Origin of the sequence: Klebsiella sp. R445, assembly GCF_051131755.1 — a bacterium.
Taxonomy (GTDB): domain Bacteria; phylum Pseudomonadota; class Gammaproteobacteria; order Enterobacterales; family Enterobacteriaceae; genus Klebsiella; species Klebsiella lignicola.
The window spans coordinates 785,824-809,759 of sequence record NZ_CP180446.1; the positions used below are offsets into that span (position 1 = coordinate 785,824).

General features: G+C 56.7%; 24 protein-coding genes. 17 read left to right on the forward strand and 7 right to left on the reverse strand.

What is annotated here, in order from left to right; translation table 11 throughout:
- The first annotated feature begins 20 nt into the window (after positions 1 to 20).
- On the forward strand, positions 21 to 1,025 hold the full coding sequence (gene pspF, locus ACMYSN_RS03635) for a phage shock protein operon transcriptional activator (protein WP_462497048.1): 1,005 nt from the start codon (positions 21 to 23) through the stop codon (positions 1,023 to 1,025).
- Here pspF and ACMYSN_RS03640 read toward each other — a convergent pair.
- Both ACMYSN_RS03640 and ACMYSN_RS03645 read right to left on the reverse strand, forming a co-directional pair.
- Entirely contained in the window at positions 1,016 to 2,407 is a 1,392-nt protein-coding gene (locus ACMYSN_RS03640; RefSeq protein WP_462497049.1) for an MFS transporter, read from the reverse strand. The genes pspF and ACMYSN_RS03640 overlap by 10 nt on opposite strands.
- Positions 2,408 to 2,433: 26 nt before the next feature.
- Positions 2,434 to 3,603, reverse strand: a complete 1,170-nt coding sequence (locus ACMYSN_RS03645) for a M20 aminoacylase family protein (RefSeq protein WP_462497050.1) — start codon at positions 3,601 to 3,603, stop codon at positions 2,434 to 2,436.
- 174 nt (positions 3,604 to 3,777) lie between these two features.
- On the opposite strand from ACMYSN_RS03645, the gene ACMYSN_RS03650 reads away from it, so the two are divergent.
- The 15 genes from ACMYSN_RS03650 to osmB all read left to right on the forward strand — a co-directional run bounded on the left by ACMYSN_RS03650 (position 3,778) and on the right by osmB (position 19,430).
- Positions 3,778 to 6,084: a helix-turn-helix transcriptional regulator gene (locus ACMYSN_RS03650; RefSeq protein WP_462497051.1), complete on the forward strand. Its 2,307-nt coding sequence runs from the start codon at positions 3,778 to 3,780 to the stop codon at positions 6,082 to 6,084.
- A gap of 92 nt (positions 6,085 to 6,176) precedes the next feature.
- On the forward strand, positions 6,177 to 6,491 hold the full coding sequence (locus ACMYSN_RS03655) for a PTS sugar transporter subunit IIB (RefSeq protein WP_462497052.1): 315 nt from the start codon (positions 6,177 to 6,179) through the stop codon (positions 6,489 to 6,491).
- Between the two features lie 195 nt (positions 6,492 to 6,686).
- Positions 6,687 to 6,971: a hypothetical protein gene (locus tag ACMYSN_RS03660; protein ID WP_462497053.1), complete on the forward strand. Its 285-nt coding sequence runs from the start codon at positions 6,687 to 6,689 to the stop codon at positions 6,969 to 6,971.
- Positions 6,972 to 7,340: 369 nt separating this feature from the next.
- Positions 7,341 to 8,984: an ABC transporter substrate-binding protein gene (gene sapA / locus ACMYSN_RS03665; RefSeq protein WP_462497054.1), complete on the forward strand. Its 1,644-nt coding sequence runs from the start codon at positions 7,341 to 7,343 to the stop codon at positions 8,982 to 8,984.
- Positions 8,981 to 9,946: a peptide ABC transporter permease SapB gene (gene sapB / locus ACMYSN_RS03670; protein WP_462497055.1), complete on the forward strand. Its 966-nt coding sequence runs from the start codon at positions 8,981 to 8,983 to the stop codon at positions 9,944 to 9,946. The genes sapA and sapB overlap by 4 nt, the downstream gene beginning before the upstream one ends.
- The gene (gene sapC, locus ACMYSN_RS03675) at positions 9,933 to 10,823 is read left to right on the forward strand and encodes a putrescine export ABC transporter permease SapC (protein WP_123754057.1); all 891 of its coding nucleotides are present in this window, start codon (positions 9,933 to 9,935) and stop codon (positions 10,821 to 10,823) included. Before sapB ends, sapC begins: the two co-directional genes overlap by 14 nt.
- Complete coding sequence (gene sapD, locus ACMYSN_RS03680) at positions 10,823 to 11,815, forward strand: putrescine export ABC transporter ATP-binding protein SapD (RefSeq protein WP_123754056.1); 993 nt, start codon at positions 10,823 to 10,825, stop codon at positions 11,813 to 11,815. Before sapC ends, sapD begins: the two co-directional genes overlap by 1 nt.
- 1 nt (position 11,816) lies before the next feature.
- Complete coding sequence (gene sapF / locus ACMYSN_RS03685; protein ID WP_154143701.1) at positions 11,817 to 12,626, forward strand: peptide ABC transporter ATP-binding protein SapF; 810 nt, start codon at positions 11,817 to 11,819, stop codon at positions 12,624 to 12,626.
- Positions 12,627 to 12,816: 190 nt separating this feature from the next.
- Positions 12,817 to 13,404 carry a HutD/Ves family protein gene (locus ACMYSN_RS03690; protein WP_462497056.1) on the forward strand — a complete coding sequence of 196 codons (588 nt, stop codon included), beginning with the start codon at positions 12,817 to 12,819 and terminating at the stop codon, positions 13,402 to 13,404.
- A 181-nt stretch (positions 13,405 to 13,585) separates the two neighbouring features.
- Positions 13,586 to 14,374: an enoyl-ACP reductase FabI gene (gene fabI, locus ACMYSN_RS03695; protein ID WP_434585202.1), complete on the forward strand. Its 789-nt coding sequence runs from the start codon at positions 13,586 to 13,588 to the stop codon at positions 14,372 to 14,374.
- Between the two features lie 183 nt (positions 14,375 to 14,557).
- Complete coding sequence (locus ACMYSN_RS03700) at positions 14,558 to 15,715, forward strand: CMD domain-containing protein (RefSeq protein ID WP_462497057.1); 1,158 nt, start codon at positions 14,558 to 14,560, stop codon at positions 15,713 to 15,715.
- Positions 15,716 to 15,795: 80 nt separating this feature from the next.
- Complete coding sequence (locus tag ACMYSN_RS03705) at positions 15,796 to 17,730, forward strand: exoribonuclease II (protein WP_462497058.1); 1,935 nt, start codon at positions 15,796 to 15,798, stop codon at positions 17,728 to 17,730.
- 174 nt (positions 17,731 to 17,904) lie between these two features.
- Positions 17,905 to 18,087: a YciZ family protein gene (locus tag ACMYSN_RS03710; RefSeq protein ID WP_123754050.1), complete on the forward strand. Its 183-nt coding sequence runs from the start codon at positions 17,905 to 17,907 to the stop codon at positions 18,085 to 18,087.
- Positions 18,088 to 18,158: 71 nt separating this feature from the next.
- On the forward strand, positions 18,159 to 18,908 hold the full coding sequence (gene yciT, locus ACMYSN_RS03715) for a DNA-binding transcriptional regulator YciT (protein WP_462497059.1): 750 nt from the start codon (positions 18,159 to 18,161) through the stop codon (positions 18,906 to 18,908).
- A gap of 303 nt (positions 18,909 to 19,211) precedes the next feature.
- On the forward strand, positions 19,212 to 19,430 hold the full coding sequence (gene osmB / locus ACMYSN_RS03720; protein WP_123755455.1) for an osmotically-inducible lipoprotein OsmB: 219 nt from the start codon (positions 19,212 to 19,214) through the stop codon (positions 19,428 to 19,430).
- Between the two features lie 95 nt (positions 19,431 to 19,525).
- Here the strand turns inward: osmB and yciH are convergent, their stop codons facing one another.
- The 5 genes from yciH to pgpB form a co-directional block, all read right to left on the reverse strand.
- Entirely contained in the window at positions 19,526 to 19,852 is a 327-nt protein-coding gene (gene yciH, locus ACMYSN_RS03725) for a translation initiation factor (RefSeq protein ID WP_462497060.1), read from the reverse strand.
- Positions 19,852 to 20,586 carry an orotidine-5'-phosphate decarboxylase gene (pyrF, locus tag ACMYSN_RS03730; protein ID WP_174508911.1) on the reverse strand — a complete coding sequence of 245 codons (735 nt, stop codon included), beginning with the start codon at positions 20,584 to 20,586 and terminating at the stop codon, positions 19,852 to 19,854. The genes yciH and pyrF overlap by 1 nt, the downstream gene beginning before the upstream one ends.
- A gap of 202 nt (positions 20,587 to 20,788) precedes the next feature.
- The gene (gene lapB, locus ACMYSN_RS03735) at positions 20,789 to 21,958 is read right to left on the reverse strand and encodes a lipopolysaccharide assembly protein LapB (RefSeq protein WP_462497061.1); all 1,170 of its coding nucleotides are present in this window, start codon (positions 21,956 to 21,958) and stop codon (positions 20,789 to 20,791) included.
- A gap of 6 nt (positions 21,959 to 21,964) precedes the next feature.
- Positions 21,965 to 22,273: a LapA family protein gene (locus ACMYSN_RS03740; protein WP_174508913.1), complete on the reverse strand. Its 309-nt coding sequence runs from the start codon at positions 22,271 to 22,273 to the stop codon at positions 21,965 to 21,967.
- A 135-nt stretch (positions 22,274 to 22,408) separates the two neighbouring features.
- Positions 22,409 to 23,176, reverse strand: a complete 768-nt coding sequence (gene pgpB / locus ACMYSN_RS03745; protein WP_462497062.1) for a phosphatidylglycerophosphatase B — start codon at positions 23,174 to 23,176, stop codon at positions 22,409 to 22,411.
- Between the two features lie 163 nt (positions 23,177 to 23,339).
- On the opposite strand from pgpB, the gene ribA reads away from it, so the two are divergent.
- Positions 23,340 to 23,930: a GTP cyclohydrolase II gene (gene ribA, locus ACMYSN_RS03750; protein ID WP_123754042.1), complete on the forward strand. Its 591-nt coding sequence runs from the start codon at positions 23,340 to 23,342 to the stop codon at positions 23,928 to 23,930.
- Positions 23,931 to 23,936 lie beyond the last annotated feature (6 nt).

Here is a 23,936-nt window from a genome sequence, read left to right on the forward strand (position 1 = left end):
CTGGTGAATCACACGATTAAATGGCGAATTTCATCATGGCGGACTACAAGGATAACCTGCTCGGCGAAGCCAACAGCTTTATCGAGGTACTGGAACAGGTTTCGCGGCTGGCACCGCTCGATAAACCGGTGCTGGTCATTGGCGAGCGCGGTACTGGTAAAGAATTGATCGCTAACCGTCTGCACTTTCTCTCTTCCCGCTGGCAGGGGCCGTTTATCTCCCTCAACTGCGCGGCATTAAATGAAAACCTGCTGGATAGCGAACTGTTCGGCCATGAGGCCGGGGCTTTTACCGGCGCCAGCAAACGTCATCCCGGCCGTTTTGAACGCGCCGATGGCGGAACGCTGTTTCTGGATGAGCTGGCCACGGCGCCGATGCTGGTACAGGAAAAGCTGCTGCGGGTGATTGAATATGGTGAGCTGGAGCGCGTCGGCGGCAGCCAGCCGTTACAGGTCAACGTGCGGCTGGTGTGCGCCACCAATGCCGACCTGCCTGCAATGGTTGAATCCGGCCATTTTCGTGCCGACCTTCTCGACCGTCTGGCCTTTGATGTGGTGCAGTTGCCGCCGCTGCGCGAACGGCAAAGCGACATCATGCTGCTGGCAAATCAGTTTGCCATTCAGATGTGCCGCGAACTGGGGCTGCCGCTGTTTCCGGGCTTCAGCGAAAACGCCTGCGACACGCTGCTGGGCTACCGCTGGCCGGGGAATATTCGTGAGCTGAAAAACGTGGTGGAGCGTTCGGTCTATCGCCATGGCACCAGCGACAGCGAACTCGACAACATCATCATCAACCCTTTTCATCAGCAGCAATCGCCACTGCCGTCACATCAGCGCGCCGATGCCGACCTGCAAACCGCCGGGCCTGCGCTACCGTTGGATCTACGAAGCTTCCAGCATGAGCAAGAAAAAAACCTGCTGCAGGCAAGCCTACAGCAGGCGAAGTTCAATCAGAAACAGGCGGCGCAGTTGCTCGGCTTAACCTACCACCAGCTACGGGCGCTGCTGAAAAAGCATCAGCTGTGAGACAGCCGCGGCAGCATCAGGGCGCTGACTACCGTCGCGCCCAGACACATCGCTGCGTTGAACCACAGGGCATACTGCGCGGCGCTGGCCATGCCAAGCGGTAACAGCAGCGCGAAAAGTGACGCTGTCACGGCAATCCCCATCGCCCCGCCCAACGAACTGCCCATCTTGTAAATCCCAGAAGCGACACCGACTTTATTTTCCGGGGCGTTCACCACCGCGGTGTCGGTGGACGGCGTGGCGTAGCAGCCCAGCCCAAGGCCAAACAACACGTTACTGAGAAAGACCGTAACGATATAGACGGATTTATCGAGGAAGGTGCAGGAGATAAGCAGGATTGCCACCGCGGTAAAGACCGGCCCGGTCATCATCGGCAGCCTGGCCCCGTAGCGCTGCAGCAGCTTTTCACCGACGCGGATCATCGCCAGCACGGTGACCAGATAGCCCAGCGTCATTCCGCCGGTTTCCAGCGGGCTCAGGTTGTGCCCTTTCTGCAGCCAGATGCTGGTGATCATCATCGTGCCGACGGCGCCATTGAGCATAAAGTTTGACAGTACCGCCGCGCTGTAGGCCCGGTTGCGAAACAGCGCAAAATCAATCAGCGCCGATTCCCCTTTACGCAGTCCGCTGCGGATGAAATACCCGCCCGACACCAGTGAACCGGCGAGCATCGCCAGCGACAGGCCGCTGCTCCAGCCCCAGCTGTGGCCTTTGCTGATAAACAGATTAAACAGCACCAGCGAGACGATCAGGCTCAACAAACCGCTGATATCCAGCTTGTGCTCCTGCGCGCTGGCGCTACGGCTCTCCGGCGTGCCGCGCAACAGCAGCAAGGCCACCAGCGCCACGGCAATGGAAAAGACAAAGATCCAGCGCCAGCCCAGCCCGGTCGCGATAGCCCCGCCGACAAACGAGCATAAGCCGCTACCGCCCCACGAGCCGATGACCCAGAAGCTCACCGCCCGCTGACGCGCTTTGCCTTCGTACCAGGTTTTTATCAGCGCCAGGGTGGCCGGCATAATGCAGGCCGCCGATAACCCCTGCAGGGCGCGCCCGGCCAGAAACAGCCACGGCCCCTGCGCCAGCACCAGCAGAGCACTGCCGCCAATACTCAGCATCAGGCCGATATGGGTCATGCGCATCCGGCCAAATTTATCCGCCAGCCCGCCGCTGGCCACCACAAAGCAACCGCTGAACAACGCGCTGAGGCTCACCGCCAGCGTCAACGTTTCAAGGGAGATATCAAGACTGTTTTTCATTGCCGGTACGACGTTAATCACCGACTGGGCAAACAGCCAGAAGGTCAACACGCTCAACACAATGCCCGTCAGCAGACGGTCGGTACCAACAAAAGGTGCTTCGGTCAGAGATACGGAACTCATAAGTGGGTCCTCCCCATCGTGAGTGGTTAACGCAGATAATGTTCCGTCAGACCGCACCACAGCGCCGCGCCCTTGAGCAGGATCTCATCGTTGAAGTCGTAGCCAGGGTTATGCACCATACAGCGGTCGGCTTCGTCCCCGGCACCGATGATGAAGTAGCTTCCGTGCGGGTTATGCTCCAGCATAAAGGCGAAATCTTCGCTGCCCATAAAGGGCTTCACTTCGCCGACCAGCGCTTCGCCAAACAGCGAGGTTGCCACCGTGCGCACCATCTCATTGGCGGCAGGATCGTTTTGCAGCACCGGGCTGCCGTTGATATGGCTCAAGGTGGCAGTAGCGTTAAAGCTTTCCGCCTGGGCAACGGCAATGTCGTGGATCCGCTTGAGGACCGTTTCGCGCACCTGTTCGTTGAGGGTACGTACCGTCAACTTCATCAGTACTTTGTCGTTGATAATATTGGGCGCATGCCCGGCCTGGATACTGCCCACGGTCACCACCGCCGGTTCAAAGGGGGTGATATTGCGCGACACAATAGATTGCAGCGCGAGGGTGATATGACAGGCGACCAGCGTCGCGTCGACGGTGTGTTCCGGTACTGCCCCATGCCCGCCGACCCCTTTCACTTCAATGTGCAGCGTATCGGAAGAGGCCATCATCGCGCCGTCGCGCAGGCCAATTTTGCCCAGCGCCTGCCCCGGCATGTTGTGCAGGCCAAACAGGATGTCGCAGGGGAATTTATCGAACAGACCATCTTCGACCATCACCCGCCCGCCATACAGCAGCTCTTCCGCCGGCTGGAAAATCAAATGCAGCGTGCCGTCGAACTGCCGGGTACGCGCCAGATATTCGGCGGCGTAGAGTAGCGTGGCGGTATGTCCGTCATGGCCGCAGCCGTGAAACCGGCCATCGGTCTGGCTGGCCCAGGCCTTGCCGCTGGCCTCCTGCATCGGCAATGCGTCCATGTCTGCCCGCAGGCCCAGACGACGCTCGCCGTTGCCCACCTTCAGGGTTCCGACCACTCCGGTCCCTCCCAGACCACGGTGTACCTCATAACCCCACTCCGTCAGCAGACGAGCCACCTCATCGCTGGTTTTATGTTCTTCGAAGCCAATTTCCGGTTGTTGATGGAATCGACGGCGCAGCTCAATAAACGATGCTTCTTTAACCTGTAATGCCTCAATAAGCGGATGTGTCATTTTTGTTATTCCTTGATTGTGTTTGCGCGACACTTTCGAGTTTATGCTGTCCGATTAGCATTAAAGTGCTGTTTTTTTTGTTTTATATTGACGGATTATTCATGAGTGTTTTTCATACAGATCGGTTATGACAAAAAATAACCTGTTATTTTTTGTCCTTGAGAAGAGGTGACGGTGGAGCATCATTCAGGCGATTTTAGCGTCGCAGTCCGCGATATTCGGCAGTTCAATCAGCCGGAGAGTGAGCTGTTAACCCTGATCTGGGTGCTGGAAGGTCACGTAGAGCTGCATGACGGTGACGGGCAGCAGATACTGCACCCTGACGAGCTGGCCATCGTGAACCGCAACCGTCGGTGGCACCTGCACGCGGCGGCCGGTAACGCAGTGATGCTCCTGACCTTGTCCTGCAGCTGGCTGACACGCCTCGATAGCGAGTTCTTTGCCGTGGGCTACCAGGTCAGCGACGAAACGCGCGACGCCGATGATAATCTGCGCCGGTTAATGCGCCAGTTGCTGGTGATAGAGCTGGTGAATCATCAGGCCCGCTACCGGCTTGAAGCCAACCGCTGGCTGAGCGAGATTGCCCTGCTGCTCTCCACCCGCTTCTCCCGCCCACTGACTTCCAGCCCCAAACGCGGGGCAGATAAGTGGAGCCGGCGCATTGAGCGGGTGGTGGCGCGTATCGATGCAAACTACCAGCGTCGGCTTTCGCTCCACGATGTTGCCGCCGCCGAGTTTGTCTCTGAAGCCTGGCTGTCGCGCCTGTTTCGCAAGGAAGTGGGCATGAGTTTCATGCAATACATGACTGCCCTGCGTCTCAATAAGGCGGCGGAGCAGCTGATCGCCACCCGCAAACCGGTCCAGCAGATTGCCCAGGAGCAAGGTTTCGCCAGCACCCGCATCATGAGCGATCTGTTTAAACGCCTGCATGGGGTGACGCCGCGTCAGTTTCGCCAGCAGCACCCGCAAACCAGCGGCGAATCCGCGCGCCCACGTACCGGGCTGGTGGATATCTGGCAGCCGGTGGCCGTCGAGCGTCTCTATGCCCGTCTCAATGAGCCGGAACAAAATGGCTGGGACAACCCGCCGCCGCTGCTCAACCCGCAGCAAACCCGGCAGATCGATCTGCGCCAGCTGCCGACCCGCGTCGCCACATTACGCCACACCCGCATGGTGGTCACCGTCAGGGAACTGGATGATTTACTGCGTGAGGATGTACGCCGTGAGCTGGAGCAGCTACACCGCAGCCTGCCGGTCTACGCGATTGATATTAACGATCCTTTTCTCAGCAGCCAGTTGTTTGCCACCGGCTGGGACGATCCGCAAATGGCTGGCTACGCCTGCTGGTATAACCTGCAACAAATTTTTAGCTGGCTGGCGAAAATGGGCTGGGGGGTGATTTTACATACCGGGCTGACCACCCGCTGTGATTTGCTACAGCGCTTTTTGCGCCTCGCCGCCAACCATTTCCCGGCGACAACCCTCGCCAGCTGGCGTTTTGTCTGGCACTGGTCTCCCCAGGCCACCGAAGCGGCCCGCCAGCATGCCTGGCAGCAGCAGCGCGAGACCTTACAGGCCTATCTGTCGCAGCCGCAGCTGGGGGTCTGGCACCGCTTCCCTGAGCTTGCCATTAGCGATGATCCGCTGCTGCAGTCGCCCATTCTCAGCGAAGCCAGCTTTCTCGCCTGCCAGGCCGACGCCAATGAACTGCTGGATCTGGCCCAGTTGGATAGCAGCAGGCTGGCCTCGAGCGAATACTATCCGGTGCATAAGCTGCGGCAGATCCACAGCGCCCTGCGCCAGCGTCAGCTGTCGCTGCCGGTCTGGCTGTTGTCCTGGAACACCTTAACCGGCAATACCCGCGACACCAACGGTCGGTTTTTCCGCGGCGCATTGCTGATGGATAACCTGCTGGGGCTGGCGGAGCAGGTATGGCTGGCGGGCTTCTGGCTCAACTCTGGCCTGCAAGGGGAATCGAGCGTTACCGGCAAGCTGGATACCTCCAGCCTGGCGCTGCACTATCTCCATGGCCTGCCCCGTCCGGTTTACTGGGTGCTGTGGTTATGGCGACGGCTGCGCGGAGACGTACTGGTTAACGACAAAAAAATGTTGCTGTTACGTCACGGCAATCAGTATCAGCTTCTGCTGCGCAATACGGTGGTGTTCAACCCCTGGCTCTCCAGCGAAGAGGCCTTTATCCAGCGCTTTCGTCAGCCCTACAGCGTGCGTTTGTCCGGGCTTGAGGGGCGCTGGCGGGTGAAACAGCATCTGTTCGATCAGAATCACGGCGCATTATTCCCGCTGTTTGAAGACTTTCGCAGCCACAGCGGCCCGGACGATGAGGATTATCAGTGGCTGATGCACCAGGCCCGCCCGGCGCTGAGCGTTTCGGAAGAGGCACCGGAGAGCGGCTGGCATATTGTCGACTCCCTGGACAGCAACGCGCTGGTGCTTTATGAGTTCACCCCGTTAGGTGATTAACCAGACAATTTTCTGCACTAATTGATGCACTGCGCATTTTCATCAACCACAGCGGCATAATGTAGACACGGGACTCCATCGAGGATCACACCGTGAAAAAACTACTGATATGTTGCTTGTTCGGGGAAACCGCGAACCTCTTAGCGAAGAAAATGCAAAAAATCGCGGATACTCAGGGGATGAATATGCTGATTAGCGCCGTCGGTCTGGAGAATGTCTTTAGCGTGGCTCCCGCCTACCACGCGGTTTTAGTGGCGCCGCATATTCAATATAAGACCGATGAGATCGCCGCCGTGTTGCTGGATAACCAGCAGATTGCGGTGATTGAAAGTCTGCCCTACGCCGCTTTTGACGGCGAAAAAGTACTGCAGTTTGCCATGACCAGGCTGGCCCATTCGCTCACCTGATAGCGCCTGATTCCGGCCTTCGCGATGCCATGCGGGTCGCTCGCAGCGCAGCAGCCCGCATTTTACCCGCCGTCGCCTGCCGGGCCAGATTGCCCTGTGTTTTCAGCGCCCTGGGGTTAAATATTTGTAACTGGCAAGATGTGTCAATGTGAATTATAGTCTGCGCCATCATCGTTCAATGGACTGAAAACGCACATGATTCCGGTTAATATTCATACTCTTAGTCGCTATGCGGCCCACGTCAGCTTAACCCACACCATGAAGCATCATCATTCACCGGCGCTGTCGCTGATGATGATTTTCTCGGACCTGTGCATTCGTTCGACTCTTGATGCCTATCGCCAGCAAGGCTGGGAAATTAGCGAGAAACGCAGCGGGATGGTATTGCGGTCTTTCGTGGCCACCCATCGTGAAGGCTCAGAAATTGAAATCACACCCAAGGAGTATATCGGGCGTTATAACCGCCTGCTTCCGCTGTAATCACCAAGCTTACTGGAGAATTCAGCCATAAAAAGATACCATGTTTCATTATCCCCCATACAACGCATGAATATGCTGAGAAGCGCTTAAAAGAGCACCATACCCTCAGGTTTTTGATGAATATCAACCCGTCACCTCCTTGGACGCATCACGATCGGCGCGGCTTGCGCCCTCGCGGGTTTTACGCGTTTATTCAGGGAAATGGCAGATAAAAACGCCGGATGGGTTTACGAGGTATACTCGAAGGAGTGGTGCTCTCGCACAATGACGCAGCGACTGACTAAATGGTTCCTGTGAGCGTTTAAGGTGATGGAATATGTCATTGAACATTAATAAAACAGAGCTCTGCTCTATAACCAAAAAAATATTATGCGCCTGAAACTCTCCTCCCTGCTGGCGGCGCTATCGCTGCTGTGTACGCAGGCAATGGCCGCGCCCACGCTGCCGGCAAATGCCGACATCCGCGACAGCGGTTTTGTTTACTGTGTAAGCGGTCAGGTCAATACCTTTAACCCGCAGAAAGTCAGCAGCGGGCTGATTGTCGATACCTTAGCGGCTCAACTCTACGACCGCCTGCTGGATGTCGACCCTTATACCTACCGGCTGGTGCCGCAGCTGGCGGAAAGCTGGGAAGTACTGGATAACGGTGCCACGTACCGCTTCCATCTACGTCCTCACGTCGCTTTCCAGTCGACCTCCTGGTTTAAGCCCTCTCGCGCTTTTAATGCAGACGATGTGATTTTCACCTTCAATCGCATTTTTAAGCGCGACGATCCGTGGCACAACGTCAACGGCAGCAGCTTCCCCTATTTCGATAGTCTGCAGTTTGCCGACAGCGTAGAGAGCGTGCGCAAGCTGGATAATCAAACCGTCGAATTTCGTCTGAAGCAGCCGGATGCCTCGTTCCTCTGGCATCTGGCGACCCACTATGCCTCGGTGATGTCGGCGGAATATGGCGCACAGCTGGCCAAAGTCGATCGCCAGGAACAGCTCGATCGCCAGCCGGTCGGCACCGGTCCGTTCCAGCTTGAAGAGTATCGCGCGGGGCAGTATGTACGCCTGCAGCGCCATCCTGGCTACTGGCGCGGTAAGCCGCTGATGCCGCAGGTGGTGGTCGATCTCGGCTCTGGCGGCACGGGGCGTTTGTCAAAACTGTTAACCGGTGAGTGCGACGTGCTGGCCTGGCCGGCTGCCAGCCAGTTAACGATCCTCCGTGACGATCCGCGCCTGCGCCTGACGCTGCGCCCGGGCATGAACATCGCGTGGCTGGCGTTCAATACCGCCAGGCCGCCGCTGGATAAACCCGAAGTTCGCCACGCGCTGGCGCTGGCCATTAATAACCAGCGTCTGATGCAGTCCATTTATTACGGTACCGCCGAAACCGCCGCGTCGATGCTGCCGCGCGCCTCGTGGGCCTACGATAACGACGCAAAAATCACGGAATACAACCCGAAGGAAGCCCGGGCCCAGCTTAAAGCGCTAGGTCTGGAAAAGCTGACGCTGAAGCTCTGGGTCCCGACCAGCTCGCAGGCCTGGAACCCCAGCCCGCTGAAAACCGCGGAACTTATCCAGGCGGACATGGCGCAAATTGGCGTGAAGGTTATTATCGTGCCGGTGGAAGGCCGATTCCAGGAAGCCAGATTGATGGACATGAACCACGATCTGACCCTTTCCGGTTGGGCTACCGACAGTAATGACCCGGACAGTTTTTTCCGTCCACTGCTGAGCTGCGCGGCCATTGCCTCGCAGACCAACTTTGCCCACTGGTGCAATCGCGAATTCGATGAGGTGCTGCAAAAAGCGCTACGCTCACAGCAGCTGGCTTCGCGTATTGAGGCCTATAAAGAAGCGCAGCATATCCTGGCTCGCGACCTGCCGGTGCTGCCGCTGGCTTCATCGCTGCGCCTGCAGGCCTACCGCTATGATATGAAAGGTCTGATCCTGAGTCCGTTCGGTAACGCCTCCTTTGCGGGCGTCTCGCGGGAGAAAAAAGACGAGGTGAAAAAACCATGATTATTTTTACCCTGCGCCGCCTGCTGCTCCTGCTGGTGACGCTCTTTTTCCTGACCTTCGTGGGCTTCAGCCTGAGCTACTTTACGCCCCATGCCCCGCTGCAGGGCGCCTCGTTGTGGAATGCCTGGCAGTTCTGGTTCACGGGACTGCTGCACTGGGACTTTGGCGTCTCCAGCATTAACGGCCAGCTGATTTCAGAGCAGTTGAAAGAGGTGTTCCCGGCGACCATGGAGCTGTGCATCCTCGCGTTTGGCTTTGCGCTGTTAATCGGTATCCCGGTGGGCATGCTGGCGGGCATCATGCGCAATAAGTGGCCGGATACCCTGATCAGCGCCCTCGCGCTGGTGGGATTTTCGATTCCGGTGTTCTGGCTGGCGCTATTGCTGACGCTGTTTTTCTCCCTGACGCTTGGCTGGTTCCCGGTTTCCGGGCGCTTTGACTTGCTCTATGAAGTGAAAACCGTCACCGGCTTTGCGCTGATTGACGCCTGGCTTTCCGATTCGCCGTGGCGCCATGAGATGATCGTTAGCGCCGCGCGCCATATGGTTTTGCCGGTCCTCACGCTGGCGGTGGCGCCTACCACCGAAGTGATCCGTCTGATGCGCATCAGCACCAGCGACGTGTACGACACCAACTACGTTAAGGCCGCCGCCACCCGCGGCGTTTCGCGACGCACGATTTTACATCGCCACGTGCTGCACAACGCCCTGCCGCCGGTGATCCCGCGTCTTGGCCTGCAGTTTTCAACCATGCTGACCCTGGCGATGATCACCGAAATGGTCTTTAGCTGGCCGGGCCTGGGCCGCTGGCTGATAAATGCCATCCGCCAGCAGGATTACGCCGCGATTTCGGCAGGCGTGATGGTGATTGGCGCGCTGGTGATTACCGTCAACGTGATATCAGACATTCTGGGAGCAATGGCTAACCCTCTGAAACATAAGGAATGGTATGCCTTACGATAGCGTCTATCTGGAAAAGCGCCCACCTGGCGCGCTGCGTACCGTATGGCGGAAATTCTACGGCGATACCACCGCCATGATCGGCCTGTACGGCTGTGCCGCTCTGATCCTGCTGTGTGTTTTCGGCGGCTGGTTTGCCCCCTACGGTATCGATCAGCAGTTCCTCGGCTATCAGCTGCTGCCGCCATCATGGTCGCGCTATGGTGAAGTGTCGTTTTTCCTCGGCACCGACGATCTCGGTCGCGATGTGCTGAGTCGGCTGTTAAGCGGTGCGGCTCCCACCGTGGGCGGTGCTTTTGTGGTGACCTTCGCGGCCACCCTGTTCGGCCTGGTGCTTGGGGTTATCGCCGGTTCGACCCACGGCCTGCTGTCGGCAATGCTGAACCACATCCTCGATACCCTGCTGTCGATTCCGTCGCTGCTGCTGGCGATTATCGTCGTCGCCTTTGCCGGGCCGCATCTGAGCCATGCGATGTTTGCCGTGTGGCTGGCGTTGCTGCCGCGCATCGTCCGCTCGGTCTACAGCATGGTGCATGACGAACTGGAAAAAGAGTACGTCATTGCCGCCCGTCTCGACGGGGCCTCTACCCTCAATATTTTATGGTTTGCGGTGCTGCCCAATATCGCCTCCGGGCTGGTGACGGAGATCACCCGCGCCCTGTCGATGGCCATTCTGGATATTGCCGCCCTCGGTTTTCTCGACCTTGGTGCCCAGCTCCCCTCGCCGGAATGGGGCGCGATGCTTGGCGACGCGCTGGAGCTTATCTACGTGGCCCCGTGGACGGTCATGCTGCCCGGTGCGGCGATCATGATTAGCGTGCTGTTGGTCAATCTGCTGGGCGACGGTATCCGCCGTGCCATTATCGCCGGGGTGGAATAATGCCGTTACTCGATATTCGCAATTTAACCATTGAGTTCAAAACCAACGAAGGCTGGGTCAAAGCCGTCGACCGCGTCAGCCTGACCCTCGCGGAAGGGGAAATTCGTGGCCTGGTGGGAGAATCCGGCTCCGGTAAAAGCCTGATCGCCAAAGCGATCTGCGGGGTGACCAAAGATAACTGGCGGGTTACCGCGGACCGCATGCGCTTCGATGATATCGACCTGCTGCGTCTCTCCAACCGTGAACGCCGCAAGCTTATCGGCCACAACGTGTCGATGATTTTCCAGGAGCCGCAATCCTGTCTGGATCCGTCTGAACGCATCGGTCTGCAGTTGATGCAGAATATCCCCGGCTGGACCTTTAAAGGTCATTGGTGGCAGCGTATAGGCTGGCGTAAACGTCGGGCCATCGAGCTGCTCCATCGCGTCGGGATTAAAGACCACAAAGACGCGATGCGCAGTTTTCCCTACGAATTAACCGACGGGGAGTGTCAGAAGGTGATGATTGCCATCGCCCTCGCTAACCAGCCGCGTCTGCTGATCGCCGATGAGCCGACCAACGCCATGGAGCCGACGACCCAGGCGCAGATCATCCGTCTGCTCACCCGCCTGAACCAGAACAATAACACCACGATTTTGCTGATCAGCCACGATATGCAGATGCTCAGCAAGTGGGCGGATAAAATCAATGTGATGTACTGCGGGCAAACTGTGGAAACGGCACTCAGCGAAGAGCTGGTGAACACGCCCCATCACCCGTACACCCAGGCATTGATCCGCGCGATCCCCGATTTCGGTAGCGCCTTGCCGCATAAAAGCCGTCTTAATACCCTGTCGGGCGCGATTCCCCTGCTTGAGCAACTGCCGATCGGCTGTCGGCTGGGGCCGCGCTGCCCGTACGCGCAACGAGAATGCATTGAGACGCCGCGCCTGGTCGGAGCCAGAACGCATCTGTACGCCTGTCATTTCCCGTTGAACATGGAGAAAGAGTGAAATGGTCGAAACATTGCTCGAAGTCCGCAATCTGAGTAAGACCTTTCGCTACCGTACCGGTTGGTTTCGGCGTCAGACTGTGGAAGCGGTCAAACCGCTGAGTTTTACCCTGCGCGAGCGTCAGACTCTGGCGATCATTGGTGAGAACGGCTCGGGGAAATCAACCCTGGCGAAAATGCTGGCCGGGATGATTGAACCGACCTCCGGCGACCTGCTGATCGACGATCATCCTCTGGCGTTTGGCGATTACTCGTTCCGTAGCCAGCGGATTCGCATGATCTTCCAGGATCCCTCAACTTCGCTTAACCCGCGGCAGCGGATTTCGCAGATCCTCGACTTTCCGCTGCGCCTGAATACCGACCTCGAACCCGAGGCCCGGGAGAAGCAGATCATTGAAACGCTGCGAATGGTCGGCCTGTTGCCGGATCACGTCAGCTACTATCCCCATATGCTGGCTCCGGGACAGAAACAGCGTCTGGGTCTGGCCCGAGCGCTGATCCTGCGCCCGAAGGTGATCATCTGCGATGAAGCCCTCGCGTCGCTGGATATGTCGATGCGCTCGCAGCTGATTAACCTGATGCTGGAGCTTCAGGAAAAACAGGGAATTTCATATATCTATGTCACCCAGCATCTCGGCATGATGAAGCATATCAGCGATCAGGTGCTGGTGATGCACCAGGGGGAAGTGGTCGAGCGCGGCAGCACCGCCGACGTACTGGCTTCGCCGCTGCACGATTTAACCAGACGCCTGATTGCCGGACACTTCGGTGAAGCGCTCACCGCCGATGCCTGGCGTAAAGACGGGAAATAACCGTCTGTATACTATTCCGGCGGCGCTGCCGTCGGGATACTGCATTTTTCGCTAGCGCCCGCACCTGCTTTTTATTTTGCCACCTTCCGCCAACAGCACTTGTCTATACAAGCATTGACAAATCCCTCATCGCTCACAATGATGACGCAGCGTTACACAACCAAAAAACTGACCTGATGGTGAAACTGCGATGCTGACTTCCTTTACCTTCTCCGCTTTGCCGATAACGCCGTGGAAAAACGGCGGCGGTACGACACGTGAAATCCTCTGCGTTCCGTCACCCGATCCCGATGCGCCGTTTCTCTGGCGCGCCAGCATCGCCACGCTGCAAAACGACGGCCCGTTCTCCCGGTTTACCGGCATCGATCGGGTGATTATGCTGCTGGAAGGCGAACCGCTGTGGCTGCGGGGCGACGGAATTAATCATCAGCTGAGATACCCGCAGCCGTGGGCATTTCCCGGCGAATGGGCGCTCAGGAGCGAAGGCATCACCGCTCCGGGGCTGGATTTTAATATTATGACCCAGCGCAGCCGGGCCAGTGCCAGCGTCAGCGTTGTCTCCGACCAGCAACTGCCCGGCAGCGAAGGGATTGCCTGGGTGCTGCAGGGACGCTGGCAGCTGGCTGGCGCTAGCTATGATGCCCGCTCGGGGATCGGCTGGCAGGGGGAGTCGCCTGGCATCATGACGCCGGACTCTGTCGATGCTCTGTTATTGCTGGCACAAATTACCCGTCACCGGAGTGAAATTGACCGGGTGAATGACGTCAAACGGGGCTGATATCCGGTGATATACTGGAGGGTGTCCGGTCGTCATTACGTGTGAAGACACGAAAATAGCGTGACACAAGGGGTCGTCAGTGGGATATAATTCTCGGCTAAATTTGAGTTATTTTGAAATAACAACCTTAACCCCATGATTGTTAAAGTAAAAATAAGCAATAACGATAAGGATTAAAGCTATGGGTTTTCTTTCCGGTAAGCGCATTCTGGTGACTGGCGTTGCCAGCAAACTGTCCATCGCCTACGGTATTGCGCAAGCAATGCACCGTGAAGGGGCTGAACTGGCGTTCACCTATCAGAACGAAAAACTGAAAGGTCGTGTGGAAGAATTTGCTGCGGCACTGGGTTCAAACATTGTACTGCCGTGCGACGTGGCTGAAGATGAGAGCATCGAGTCTCTGTTCACTGAACTGACCAAAGTGTGGCCGAAGTTTGACGGTTTCGTTCACTCCATCGGTTTCGCACCGGCGGATCAACTGGACGGCGATTACGTTAACGCGGTTACCCGTGAAGGCTTCAAAATTGCCCACGACATCAGCGCTTACAGCTTCGTGGCGATGGCCAAAGCCTGCCGCGGCATGCTGAACCCGGGTTCTGCCCTGCTGACCCTGTCCTACCTGGGCGCAGAGCGCGCTATCCCGAACTACAACGTAATGGGTCTGGCGAAAGCATCCCTGGAAGCTAACGTACGCTATATGGCGAACGCGATGGGTCCGGAAGGCGTGCGCGTCAACGCTATCTCTGCGGGTCCAATCCGTACTCTGGCAGCATCCGGGATCAAAGATTTCCGTAAAATGCTGGCCCACTGCGAAGCGGTTACCCCGATTCGTCGCACCGTCACTACCGAAGACGTCGGCAACAGCGCAGCCTTCCTGTGCTCTGACCTGTCTGCCGGTATCTCCGGTGAAGTCGTTCATGTCGATGGTGGCTTTAGCATCGCGGCAATGAATGAGCTGGAACTGAAATAAGTTCCTTCCCCTCCTCGGGTCTCTGAGGAGGGGTCTCCCCCGCCAGTTCCCCTTTCTGTTATTCCAATCCGCTATTTGTTAGTACGGATCAATATTTTCTACTGCCTCAGGGTTACGCCAGGATAGTTATGCATATATGGCCCACAAAAGTGCGGCTAGTCATATACCTATCAAGGAACGCCCATGGAGCAACGCCGCGTTTATGGCAAAAATCACTGGTATCATGAAACCCAGTCAACCATCTGCCCGGTCGATGTACTGCCACTCGTCCCTGAAGCCGCCGATGTCGAAGACCGCTTTTTACTCGATCTGACGTTGCCGGAAGCCTGGAGCCAGGCGCATGCAGGCTGGCTGCTGCCGGCCAGGCGGCTGGCGGATGCCTTTTTCCCTGCCACCGTGATGGTCAACCGATTACATACGTTGAGCGCCTACGATCGCCTGAGCACCGCCCTGACCGTCGCCCAGGTGTATGGCGTCCAGCGCCTGTGTAATCACTATGCCGCGCGCCTCGCACCGCTGTCCGGCCCGGACTCTTCCCGGGAAAGCAACCGCCGGCTGGCACAAATTACGCAGTATGCCCGCCAGTTAGCCAGTTCCCCGTCGGTGATTACCGCGCTGTCCCGCAGCCAGCTCGATGAGGTGGGCTTAACCCCGCGCGATATCATCCTCATCAATCAAATTATTGGTTTTATCGGCTTTCAGGCGCGGACCATTGCCACGTTTCACGCGCTAATGGGCTTCCCGGTGCGCTGGATGCCGGGTATGCCGCAGCAAGACGATGCGCCGGCAGAGCTGTTTTCGCCAGATCCCGTCAGCTGGCAGCCCGATGTGAACGAAACCGAATGGCGCTATGCGGATGATGAGCGCCAGGCTCTGCTGGCAAGCTGTCAGCCACACTCGGGATTTTCCGCGCTGGCGCCGCTACTGGCGACCCACGAAGCCATCTTCAAAACCCAGAATACCCTGCTGGGCCGCTTACATGACCTTCAGCCCCATGCCGAGTCGATGGCGCTGCTGTCCGCCCGCATCAACGGCAGCGCCAGCTGTTTTAACGCCTGGGTGCAGGCGGACGCAGAAAGCGACGCGCTGTCCACATTGCTGCGTTACGACGATAACGCCCTGGCGCACTGGGGAAAAAACCATCCCGATGAGTACGCGTTGCTGCAGGCGGCACAACTTTTAACCCGCGCTCCCGCCCGGTTAAGCGCCGCGCAATTAACCCCGTTGATCGAGCAGGGGCTTTCGCCGCGAGAGATTATCGATATTCTGGCGTGGTGCGGTTTGTGTGGCTGGATTAATCGTCTGAAAATCGCCCTCGGGAATGTGAGTCAGCAGACCTAAAATGCCAAACATCGCTTGCTGCAACAGGCATTATCGCGTAAAAATGTCAGCCGCTCTTTTAGCCACGAAAATACCTAATTATGTTTCAGGACAACCCGCTGCTCGCGCAGCTTAAACAGCAACTGCATTCTCAGACTCCTCGTGTTGAAGGGGTCGTAAAGGGTACAGAAAAAGGCTTTGGCTTCCTCGAAGTTGATGCGCAGAAAAGCTACTTTATTCCGCCGCCGCAAATGAAAAAAGTGATGCATGGCGACCGTATCAGCGCCGTGATCCACACTGAAAAAGAGCGCGAAAGCGCTGAGCCGGAAACATTGATTGAGCCTTTCCTGACGCGTTTCGTCGGTAAAGTGCATAAGAAAGATGACCGCCTGTCGATTGTTCCCGATCATCCGCTGCTGAAAGACGCTATCCCTTGCCGCGCCGATCGGAGCGTGAACCATGATTTTCAACAGGGTGACTGGGCCGTTGCAGAAATGCGCCGTCATCCGCTGAAAGGCGACCGTGGTTTTTATGCGGAATTAACCCAGTTCATTACCTTCAGTGACGATCATTTCGTTCCCTGGTGGGTTACGCTGGCACGCCATAATCTGGAAAAAGAAGCCCCGGATGGTGTCGCCACCGAGATGCAGGATGAAGGTCTGGAACGTCGCGATTTAACGGCGCTGGACTTCGTCACCATCGACAGCGCCAGCACCGAAGATATGGATGATGCGCTGTATGTCGAGACAGCCGAAGACGGTAAACTGCACCTGACCGTCGCGATTGCCGACCCGACCGCCTGGATTGCTGAAGGTAGCAAGCTGGATCAGACCGCGAAAATCCGCGCGTTCACCAACTATCTGCCGGGCTTCAATATCCCAATGCTGCCGCGTGAACTGTCTGACGACCTGTGCTCGCTGCGTCCCCAGGTTGTGCGCCCGGTTCTGGCCTGCCGCATGACGCTGGCCGCCGACGGTACAATTGAAGACGATATCGAATTCTTCGCCGCTACCATCGAGTCAAAAGCGAAGCTGGCTTATGACAACGTCTCCGACTGGCTGGAAAAAACCGGCAGCTGGCAGCCTGAAAACGACGCTATCGCACAGCAGATTAACCTGCTGCAGGATGTTTGCCTGCGCCGCAGCCAATGGCGTCAGACCCATGCGCTGGTGTTCAAAGACCGCCCGGACTACCGTTTCGTGCTGGGTGAAAAAGGCGAAGTGCTGGATATCGTGGCCGAACCGCGCCGCATCGCCAACCGCATCGTCGAAGAGTCAATGATTGCCGCCAACATCTGTGCCGCTCGCGTCCTGCGCGACAAGCTGGGCTTTGGTGTTTATAACGTTCACACCGGTTTTGATCCGGCGAACACCGAGCAGTTGGCAGCACTGCTGAAAACGCATGACGTGCATGTTGATCCGGTCGAAGTCCTGACCCTCGACGGCTTCTGCAAACTGCGTCGCGAACTGGATGCTCAGCCATCAGGTTTCCTCGACAGCCGCATTCGTCGTTTCCAGTCCTACGCAGAGATCAGCACTGAGCCTGGTCCTCACTTCGGCCTTGGCCTGGAAGCCTATGCCACCTGGACTTCACCGATTCGTAAGTATGGCGACATGATTAACCATCGTCTGCTGAAAGCGATTATCAAAGGTGAAAACGCCTCTCGTCCGCAGGATGAAGTTGCCGTTCAGATGGCCGAGCGTCGTCGCCTGAACCGCATGGCCGAGCGCGATGTCGGTGACTGGCTGTATGCCCGTTATCTGAATCCGCAGGCGGGCACCGATACCCGTTTTGCCGCTGAAATCATTGATATCAGCCGTGGCGGTATGCGCGTGCGTCTGGTGGATAACGGTGCCGTCGCCTTTATCCCGGCGCCGTTCCTGCACGCCGTCCGCGATGAGCTGGTCTGTAGCCAGGAAAACGGCACCGTCCAGATCAAAGGTGAGACCGTCTACAAGGTGACTGACGTTATCGACGTCAAGATTGCTGAAGTTCGCATGGAAACCCGTAGCGTCATCGCGCGTCCGTTCGCCTGATAGCACGCCTCAGCGGCTCCTGATCCCAGGGGCCGCTCTCTTTATCACCTCATTTGACCGCATTTCTCCGCTATTTATGCTCGAATGATTTATGTTGTGCTATTTTTTCACTTCTCTTTTTCATCCGTTTTTTGCATCATTGATTTCATTCGTTTTTGTCACCAGGATAATGCTATGTCTGAATTGAATGCCCGCCTGCTCGCCCAACGCATCGATACCGTGCTGGATATTCTGGTTGCCGGAGATTATCACTCTGCGATCCACAATCTGGAGATCCTGAAAGCGGAACTTCAGGCGCTCACTGACGATCAAGCGGAAACAAAGCCCGGCCAGCCAAAAGCACCCTGGGAAATCTGAACGTCCATCTCGCCACAATCGCCCGCTGGAGTCGATTGTCGGCAAAATAGCCCTCTAACTGCGATGTTGCTATGAACGCCCGACAACAAAGTATTTTGCAAATGGTCATCGATAAAGGCCGCATGAGCGTGGCCGATCTCGCCAAAATGACCGGTGTTTCTGAAGTTACGATTCGCCAGGATTTAAATTTACTGGAAAAGCAGAGCTATCTGCGCCGGACCCACGGTTTCGCCGTTCCGTTGGACAGTGAAGATGTCGAAACCCGCATGATGACCTACTTCTCTATCAAGCGAGAGCTCGCCAGCCGGGCCGCCAGCCTGGTCAATGCCGGAGAGACGGTGTTTATCGAAAACGGCAGCTGTAACGCTCTGCTGGCCCGTACGCTGGCTGAGCGCGGCGATATCACCATCATTACCGTTAGCAGCTATATTGCCCATCTGCTGAAGGAGACCCCTGGTGAGGTAATTCTGCTCGGCGGGCTGTACCAGAAACGCAGCGAAAGCATGGTCGGCCCCTTGACCCGGCAATTTATCCAGCAGGTGCATTTCAGCAAGGCCTTTATCGGTATTGATGGCTGGCAGCCGGAGACCGGTTTTACCGGGAAAGATATGATGCGCGCCGATGTGGTCAACGCCGTGCTGGCAAAAGGATGTGAAGCCATCGTGTTGAGCGACAGTTCGAAGTTCAGCGTGGTGCATCCGTATCCGCTCGGCCCGACGACGCTCTTTAGCCGTCTTATTACCGATGAAAACCTTAGTGACGATGCACGCCAGCAGCTGGCGGACAATGGTTTAACCGTTGATATCGTCAGCTGCAGCTGATTTCACCCCAGTCATCCCCTTCTCCATTCGCTTCTCCTTCCGCCGCCCACCTTCGTGGGCGCAGGCGCCACGCGGCCTATCTGAGAGTTTTCCGAGCCGGCAATTAAGAGTTTTTACCTGCCGGTAAAATTTAAAAAAAGTAGAATTAATGTTAGCGATATAACAGGAAGTGACTATCACCCGCGTGATTAAAGTAACACCTGCGCAACTTAAGTTTCATGGAATAGCCCTTAAAGCTGAGCATCACGCTATGATTTAAGGGAAGTTGGATCCATGAATAGATTATTCAGGAGAAAAATTATGATGACTTCAACGAGCAAAAAAATGGCTGCCGCAGTACTGGCTATCACTGTCGCAATGTCTCTGAGCGCTTGTTCTAACTGGTCTAAACGCGATCGTAATACCGCTATCGGTGCGGGTGCGGGTGCAATTGGTGGCGCAGTATTAACCGATGGTAGCACCCTGGGTACTCTGGGTGGCGCGGCCGTCGGTGGGATTATCGGCCACCAGGTTGGCAAATAAGTTTTAAACTAAACAACCAATAAAAATAATTTACTTCATCAGACTTACGCACCTGAAAGTATCAAGGCCACGGGATTTACCGTGGCCTTGTCATATTAGCCGCCCGCCAGTTTTACTTTCAAGCCTTTGGCTTCCAGCAGCGATTTCAGCAGATCCCGCTTATCTCCCTGAATCTCAATAATACCGTCCTTAACTGAACCGCCGCAGCCGCATTTCTTTTTCAGCTCAGCGGCCAGTTTCGCCAGCGCATCATCGTCGAGGTCGATTCCGGTGATCAGGCATACGCCCTTACCTTTACGGCCGCTGGTCTGGCGCTGAATGCGCACCACGCCGTCGCCTTTCGGACGCTCTACCACCGTCTTGGGTTCATCGATGCGGCCGCTGTCGGTCGAATAGACCAGCCGACTATTAGAATCGCTCATTATGCCCCCTTGTGCAGTGATGCATTGATGCTGCGTAAGGTCGCTGCCGGATCTGCAGACTGGGTGACTGGACGACCGATAACCATATAGTCAACGCCGGCTTCCTGTGCCTGTTCCGGGGTCATAATACGACGCTGATCGCCCGCGTCGCTGCCCTGCGGACGGATACCCGGCGTGACCAGCTTGAATGCCTGGCCCAGTTCCTGCTTGAAGCGCACCGCTTCTTGCGCCGAGCATACCACGCCATCCAGACCACAGCGCTGGGTTAATGCCGCCAGCTTCGCTGCATGATCGGCAGGCGATAGCGTGATCCCGAGATCCTGCAGGTCGCTGGCTTCCATGCTGGTCAGCACGGTTACGGCAATCAGCAACGGCGCATCGTTACCAAACGGCAGCAGTGCTTCACGCGCCGCGGTCATCATCCGCGCGCCGCCGGAGGCATGTACGTTGACCATCCAGACGCCAAGCTCTGCCGCCGCCGCCACGGCACGGGCCGTAGTGTTCGGGATGTCATGGAATTTCAGATCGAGGAACACCTCGAAGCCACGCTGATGCAGATCGCGTACAAACTGCGGCCCCAGCAGTGTAAACATCTCTTTGCCCACCTTCAGGCGGCAATCGCGCGGGTCGATAAGGTCAACAAATGCCAGCGCTTTGTCGCGGTTATCATAATCGAGCGCAACAACAACCGGAGAGGATGTAACAACGCGAGGAGAAGAGGTAGCAGTAGACATCGTGACCAGACCTTAATTGTTGATAGGCGCCGTCTGGCGCAAAAAAGGTAAACGGGCAGCATTCTACCTGCGATATCGGCAAATTGACAGGCTGCTTTTATCCCCTGCCAGACGAGGCTGTCTACGGAGCTGAGGTGGTGAAACGCTATAAATTCATTAGTATGTTGTAACTAAAATGCGATTTTTTTAGACCTTGCGTCGGTTATTGTCCGTCGAGGCCGCGAATCGGTTTAATGGTTGACCATGAGCGGCAGGACGGGCAGTGCCAGTAGAGCGTATGCGCCGTGAAACCACATTTCTGGCAGCGATAGCGCGGTTTACTGCGTACCTGTTCACCCACCATATTGCGCAGCACGCCGAGGCTCTCTTTCGCGCGTCCCTCTTCGGCTTCATTGAGGTGATAGTCCATCAGCTTATGGAACACCCGCATAGTCGGATGACGCTCCAGCTGACGGGTCACATAGTTTTGCGCAGACTCGATCCCTTCCCGCTGCTCAAGGATTTGCGCCAGCATCAGCTCTGCGGTGGCACCGGTGTTTTCATCGGCACAGCGGCGTAAGAACTGCTCCCACTCGTCGAGCTTCCCCAGCTGCTGGTAGCAGGTCTGCAGCATGTCGAGGGTTTCCCCCACCAGCTCTTTATCCTGATTGATGACCCGCTCGAGGCTCTCTACCGCTTTCGCGTAGTCGCCCTTCTCCATCCACACCCGGCCCATCATTATCGATACCCGGGCGCTGTTGCGGTCCGCCGCTGCGCCTTTCTTCAGCAGCGTCATGGCTTTGTCCATCTCGCTGTTCGCCATCTGCTGCAGCGCCAGCTCACACCAGAAGTTGGCGATATCGCCCCGGTGTTTTTCTTTACCGAGCTTAACCAGCCGTTCGGCGACATCAATAGCAGACTGCCAGTCGCTGGTGGCCTGATAGATTTGCAGCAGTTGCTGCAACGCGCTGAGGCGAAAATCGGTCTCGTCTACCAGCTGCTTGAACATATCTTCCGCGCGGTCGTAGAGGCCGGCGGCCATGTAGTCGCGACCAAGCTGCTGAACGGCCAGCAGTCGCTGGTCGTAGGTCAGCGAGGCGCTTTCCATCAGGCTCTGGTGAATACGAATGGCCCGGTCAACCTCGCCGCGGGAGCGGAACAGGTTACCCAGCGTCAGGTGGGCCTCAACGGTGCCGGTGTCCTCTTTCAGCATGTCGAGGAACAGATCCACGGCTTTATCCTGCTGATTGCTCAACAGGAAGTTCACCCCGGTCACGTAATCACGTGACAGGCGGCTCGCATCGTCCTGTTTGGACTGTTGTGCACTTCTGCGCCCCATATACCATCCATAAGCAGCGGCAACGGGCAAAAGCAGAAACAACAACTCCAGCATAAATGATTATTCCTTCAGCGCAGGAACGGCTGCACCAGCCGGCGTGGTGCTGGCAGGAGCAATTTGATGTTCGAGACGCTTAATTTTACGTTCAGCACGAACCAGGGAAACGCGTACCCGCAGCCAGAAAAGGCCGCAAATCAGCCAGCCAATCGCAAAACCTGCGGCGAAAAGGACCGCCAGCAACGTTGAAATACGGAATTCACCCTGCGCAAGCAGATAGTTGAAGGTGACCTGTTGATCATTTTGCGCGCCCAGCGTCACCGAGATGACGAAGATGGCGAGTACCAGTAAGAAAATAAGTAAATATTTCACACTACTTCCCGTTTTGTGGGTTGAGCGAAAAAATCCCGCATTCAGCCCTATAAAGTATCATTTTCGCTGCAGTGGTGAAATGGAAAAGCATGACACCCTGTCAGGATATGTGTCCGGCTGGCGCGAAAATCAACGCTATTCCTGTTTTATGGCCCGTTTCTTAATATCCTGGGCCTCTTCGCCCGGTGGCGTAAGCGGACCGCACAGCCGCTGCGTGAGCCAGGTCGCCAGCGTCACCAGCAACCACGAGATAAGCGTTGCAACAATCAGGTCCTGCGGCCAGTGCATACCCAGCGCCAGGCGGCTGCCCATCACCGCCGTTGCCCACGTCAGCAGAGCGGCCATGGTCAACCAACGCCGACGCGGCCACAGCAGCCCCACGCCGAGCAGCGCCCAGCTGGCGGCAAACATGGTGTGGCCGGAAGGGAACGCAAACCCGGTTTCTTTTTGCCAGTGCTTACGCAGGAATTTAGGAATATCCTGCTGCTGCGCCAGCTGTTCATGCACCAGTTTAGCGCGTTCTTTGCGTTTTAACGCGTAGAATTGCTCGACGGGCACCTGTTGGCTCTTTTCTAACCAGACCACATACGGGCGCGGTTCCTGCGCCTGCTCTTTAATCCAGGATTTAATGCCCTGCCCCAGCAATATTGCCGCCGCCAGTATCATAAACAGCACCACGGCCGCGCGCAGGCGAAAACGCAGACACCACAGGAACCAGGCGCATAACAGCGTATGGGTGATAATCCCCCACGGCTGGGTCACGCTCTCGGTCACCCAGTACAGCATTTTGAGCTCGGCACCATGCAGTCCGGGCTGCCACTTCCATCCGGATATCCAGACCACGGCGGGCATAACAATGAGCAGTGTCGCCGCAACGGCAGTTCGTCTGGCTATCGACAGCATCTTATCTCCTTATTTCATCTCCCGACTATCATAACGGAAAGTGGTTCGTTTGTGCGCTTTACGCGCAGGCAGCCGTGCGTAATTAGGAGAACGTCACGGCATTGTGGCAAAATAGCGGCAAACAGAAAGCACATTCAGGTGCTGACAAAATCTGGAGAATCACATGCAGCTTAAACGTGTGGCAGAAGCCAAACTGCCAACCCCCTGGGGCGATTTCCTGATGGTGGGATTTGAAGAACTGGCAACCGGGCAGGATCATGTCGCACTGGTATTCGGCGACATTTCGGGCCAGCAGCCCGTCCTGGCTCGCGTACACTCTGAGTGCTTAACGGGCGATGCCCTTTTTAGTCTGCGTTGTGATTGTGGTTTTCAGCTGGAAGCGGCCCTGTCGCATATTGCCGAAGAGGGACGCGGCATTCTGCTGTACCATCGTCAGGAAGGCCGTAATATCGGTCTGCTGAATAAGATCCGCGCCTATGCGTTACAGGATCAGGGCTACGACACCGTAGAAGCGAACCATCAGCTGGGTTTTGCCGCCGATGAGCGCGATTTCACGCTATGTGCCGATATGTTCAAACTTCTGCATGTTGACCAGGTTCGTCTGCTGACCAACAACCCTAAGAAGGTCGAAATCCTGACCGAAGCCGGAATCAATATCGTCGAGCGCGTGCCGCTGATTGTGGGCCGCAATCCGAAGAATGCCCATTATCTGGATACGAAAGCCGCGAAAATGGGTCACCTGCTGAATAAGTAAGGCGTC

What these genes read in the sequence shown, in the direction of transcription:
- fabI (WP_434585202.1), top strand. Translation starts at nt 13,586, where the DNA reads ATGGGTTTTCTTTCCGGTAAGCGCATTCTGGTGACTGGCGTTGCCAGC.
- ACMYSN_RS03710 (WP_123754050.1), top strand. Translation starts at nt 17,905, where the DNA reads ATGTCTGAATTGAATGCCCGCCTGCTCGCCCAACGCATCGATACCGTG.
- yciH (WP_462497060.1), bottom strand. Translation starts at nt 19,852, where the DNA reads ATGAGCGATTCTAATAGTCGGCTGGTCTATTCGACCGACAGCGGCCGC.
- ACMYSN_RS03690 (WP_462497056.1), top strand. Translation starts at nt 12,817, where the DNA reads ATGCTGACTTCCTTTACCTTCTCCGCTTTGCCGATAACGCCGTGGAAA.
- ribA (WP_123754042.1), top strand. Translation starts at nt 23,340, where the DNA reads ATGCAGCTTAAACGTGTGGCAGAAGCCAAACTGCCAACCCCCTGGGGC.
- ACMYSN_RS03640 (WP_462497049.1), bottom strand. Translation starts at nt 2,407, where the DNA reads ATGAGTTCCGTATCTCTGACCGAAGCACCTTTTGTTGGTACCGACCGT.
- ACMYSN_RS03645 (WP_462497050.1), bottom strand. Translation starts at nt 3,603, where the DNA reads ATGACACATCCGCTTATTGAGGCATTACAGGTTAAAGAAGCATCGTTT.
- pyrF (WP_174508911.1), bottom strand. Translation starts at nt 20,586, where the DNA reads ATGTCTACTGCTACCTCTTCTCCTCGCGTTGTTACATCCTCTCCGGTT.
- yciT (WP_462497059.1), top strand. Translation starts at nt 18,159, where the DNA reads ATGAACGCCCGACAACAAAGTATTTTGCAAATGGTCATCGATAAAGGC.
- sapB (WP_462497055.1), top strand. Translation starts at nt 8,981, where the DNA reads ATGATTATTTTTACCCTGCGCCGCCTGCTGCTCCTGCTGGTGACGCTC.
- sapF (WP_154143701.1), top strand. Translation starts at nt 11,817, where the DNA reads ATGGTCGAAACATTGCTCGAAGTCCGCAATCTGAGTAAGACCTTTCGC.
- lapB (WP_462497061.1), bottom strand. Translation starts at nt 21,958, where the DNA reads ATGCTGGAGTTGTTGTTTCTGCTTTTGCCCGTTGCCGCTGCTTATGGA.
- ACMYSN_RS03660 (WP_462497053.1), top strand. Translation starts at nt 6,687, where the DNA reads ATGATTCCGGTTAATATTCATACTCTTAGTCGCTATGCGGCCCACGTC.
- ACMYSN_RS03705 (WP_462497058.1), top strand. Translation starts at nt 15,796, where the DNA reads ATGTTTCAGGACAACCCGCTGCTCGCGCAGCTTAAACAGCAACTGCAT.
- pspF (WP_462497048.1), top strand. Translation starts at nt 21, where the DNA reads ATGGCGAATTTCATCATGGCGGACTACAAGGATAACCTGCTCGGCGAA.
- sapC (WP_123754057.1), top strand. Translation starts at nt 9,933, where the DNA reads ATGCCTTACGATAGCGTCTATCTGGAAAAGCGCCCACCTGGCGCGCTG.
- ACMYSN_RS03700 (WP_462497057.1), top strand. Translation starts at nt 14,558, where the DNA reads ATGGAGCAACGCCGCGTTTATGGCAAAAATCACTGGTATCATGAAACC.
- sapD (WP_123754056.1), top strand. Translation starts at nt 10,823, where the DNA reads ATGCCGTTACTCGATATTCGCAATTTAACCATTGAGTTCAAAACCAAC.
- sapA (WP_462497054.1), top strand. Translation starts at nt 7,341, where the DNA reads ATGCGCCTGAAACTCTCCTCCCTGCTGGCGGCGCTATCGCTGCTGTGT.
- osmB (WP_123755455.1), top strand. Translation starts at nt 19,212, where the DNA reads ATGACTTCAACGAGCAAAAAAATGGCTGCCGCAGTACTGGCTATCACT.
- pgpB (WP_462497062.1), bottom strand. Translation starts at nt 23,176, where the DNA reads ATGCTGTCGATAGCCAGACGAACTGCCGTTGCGGCGACACTGCTCATT.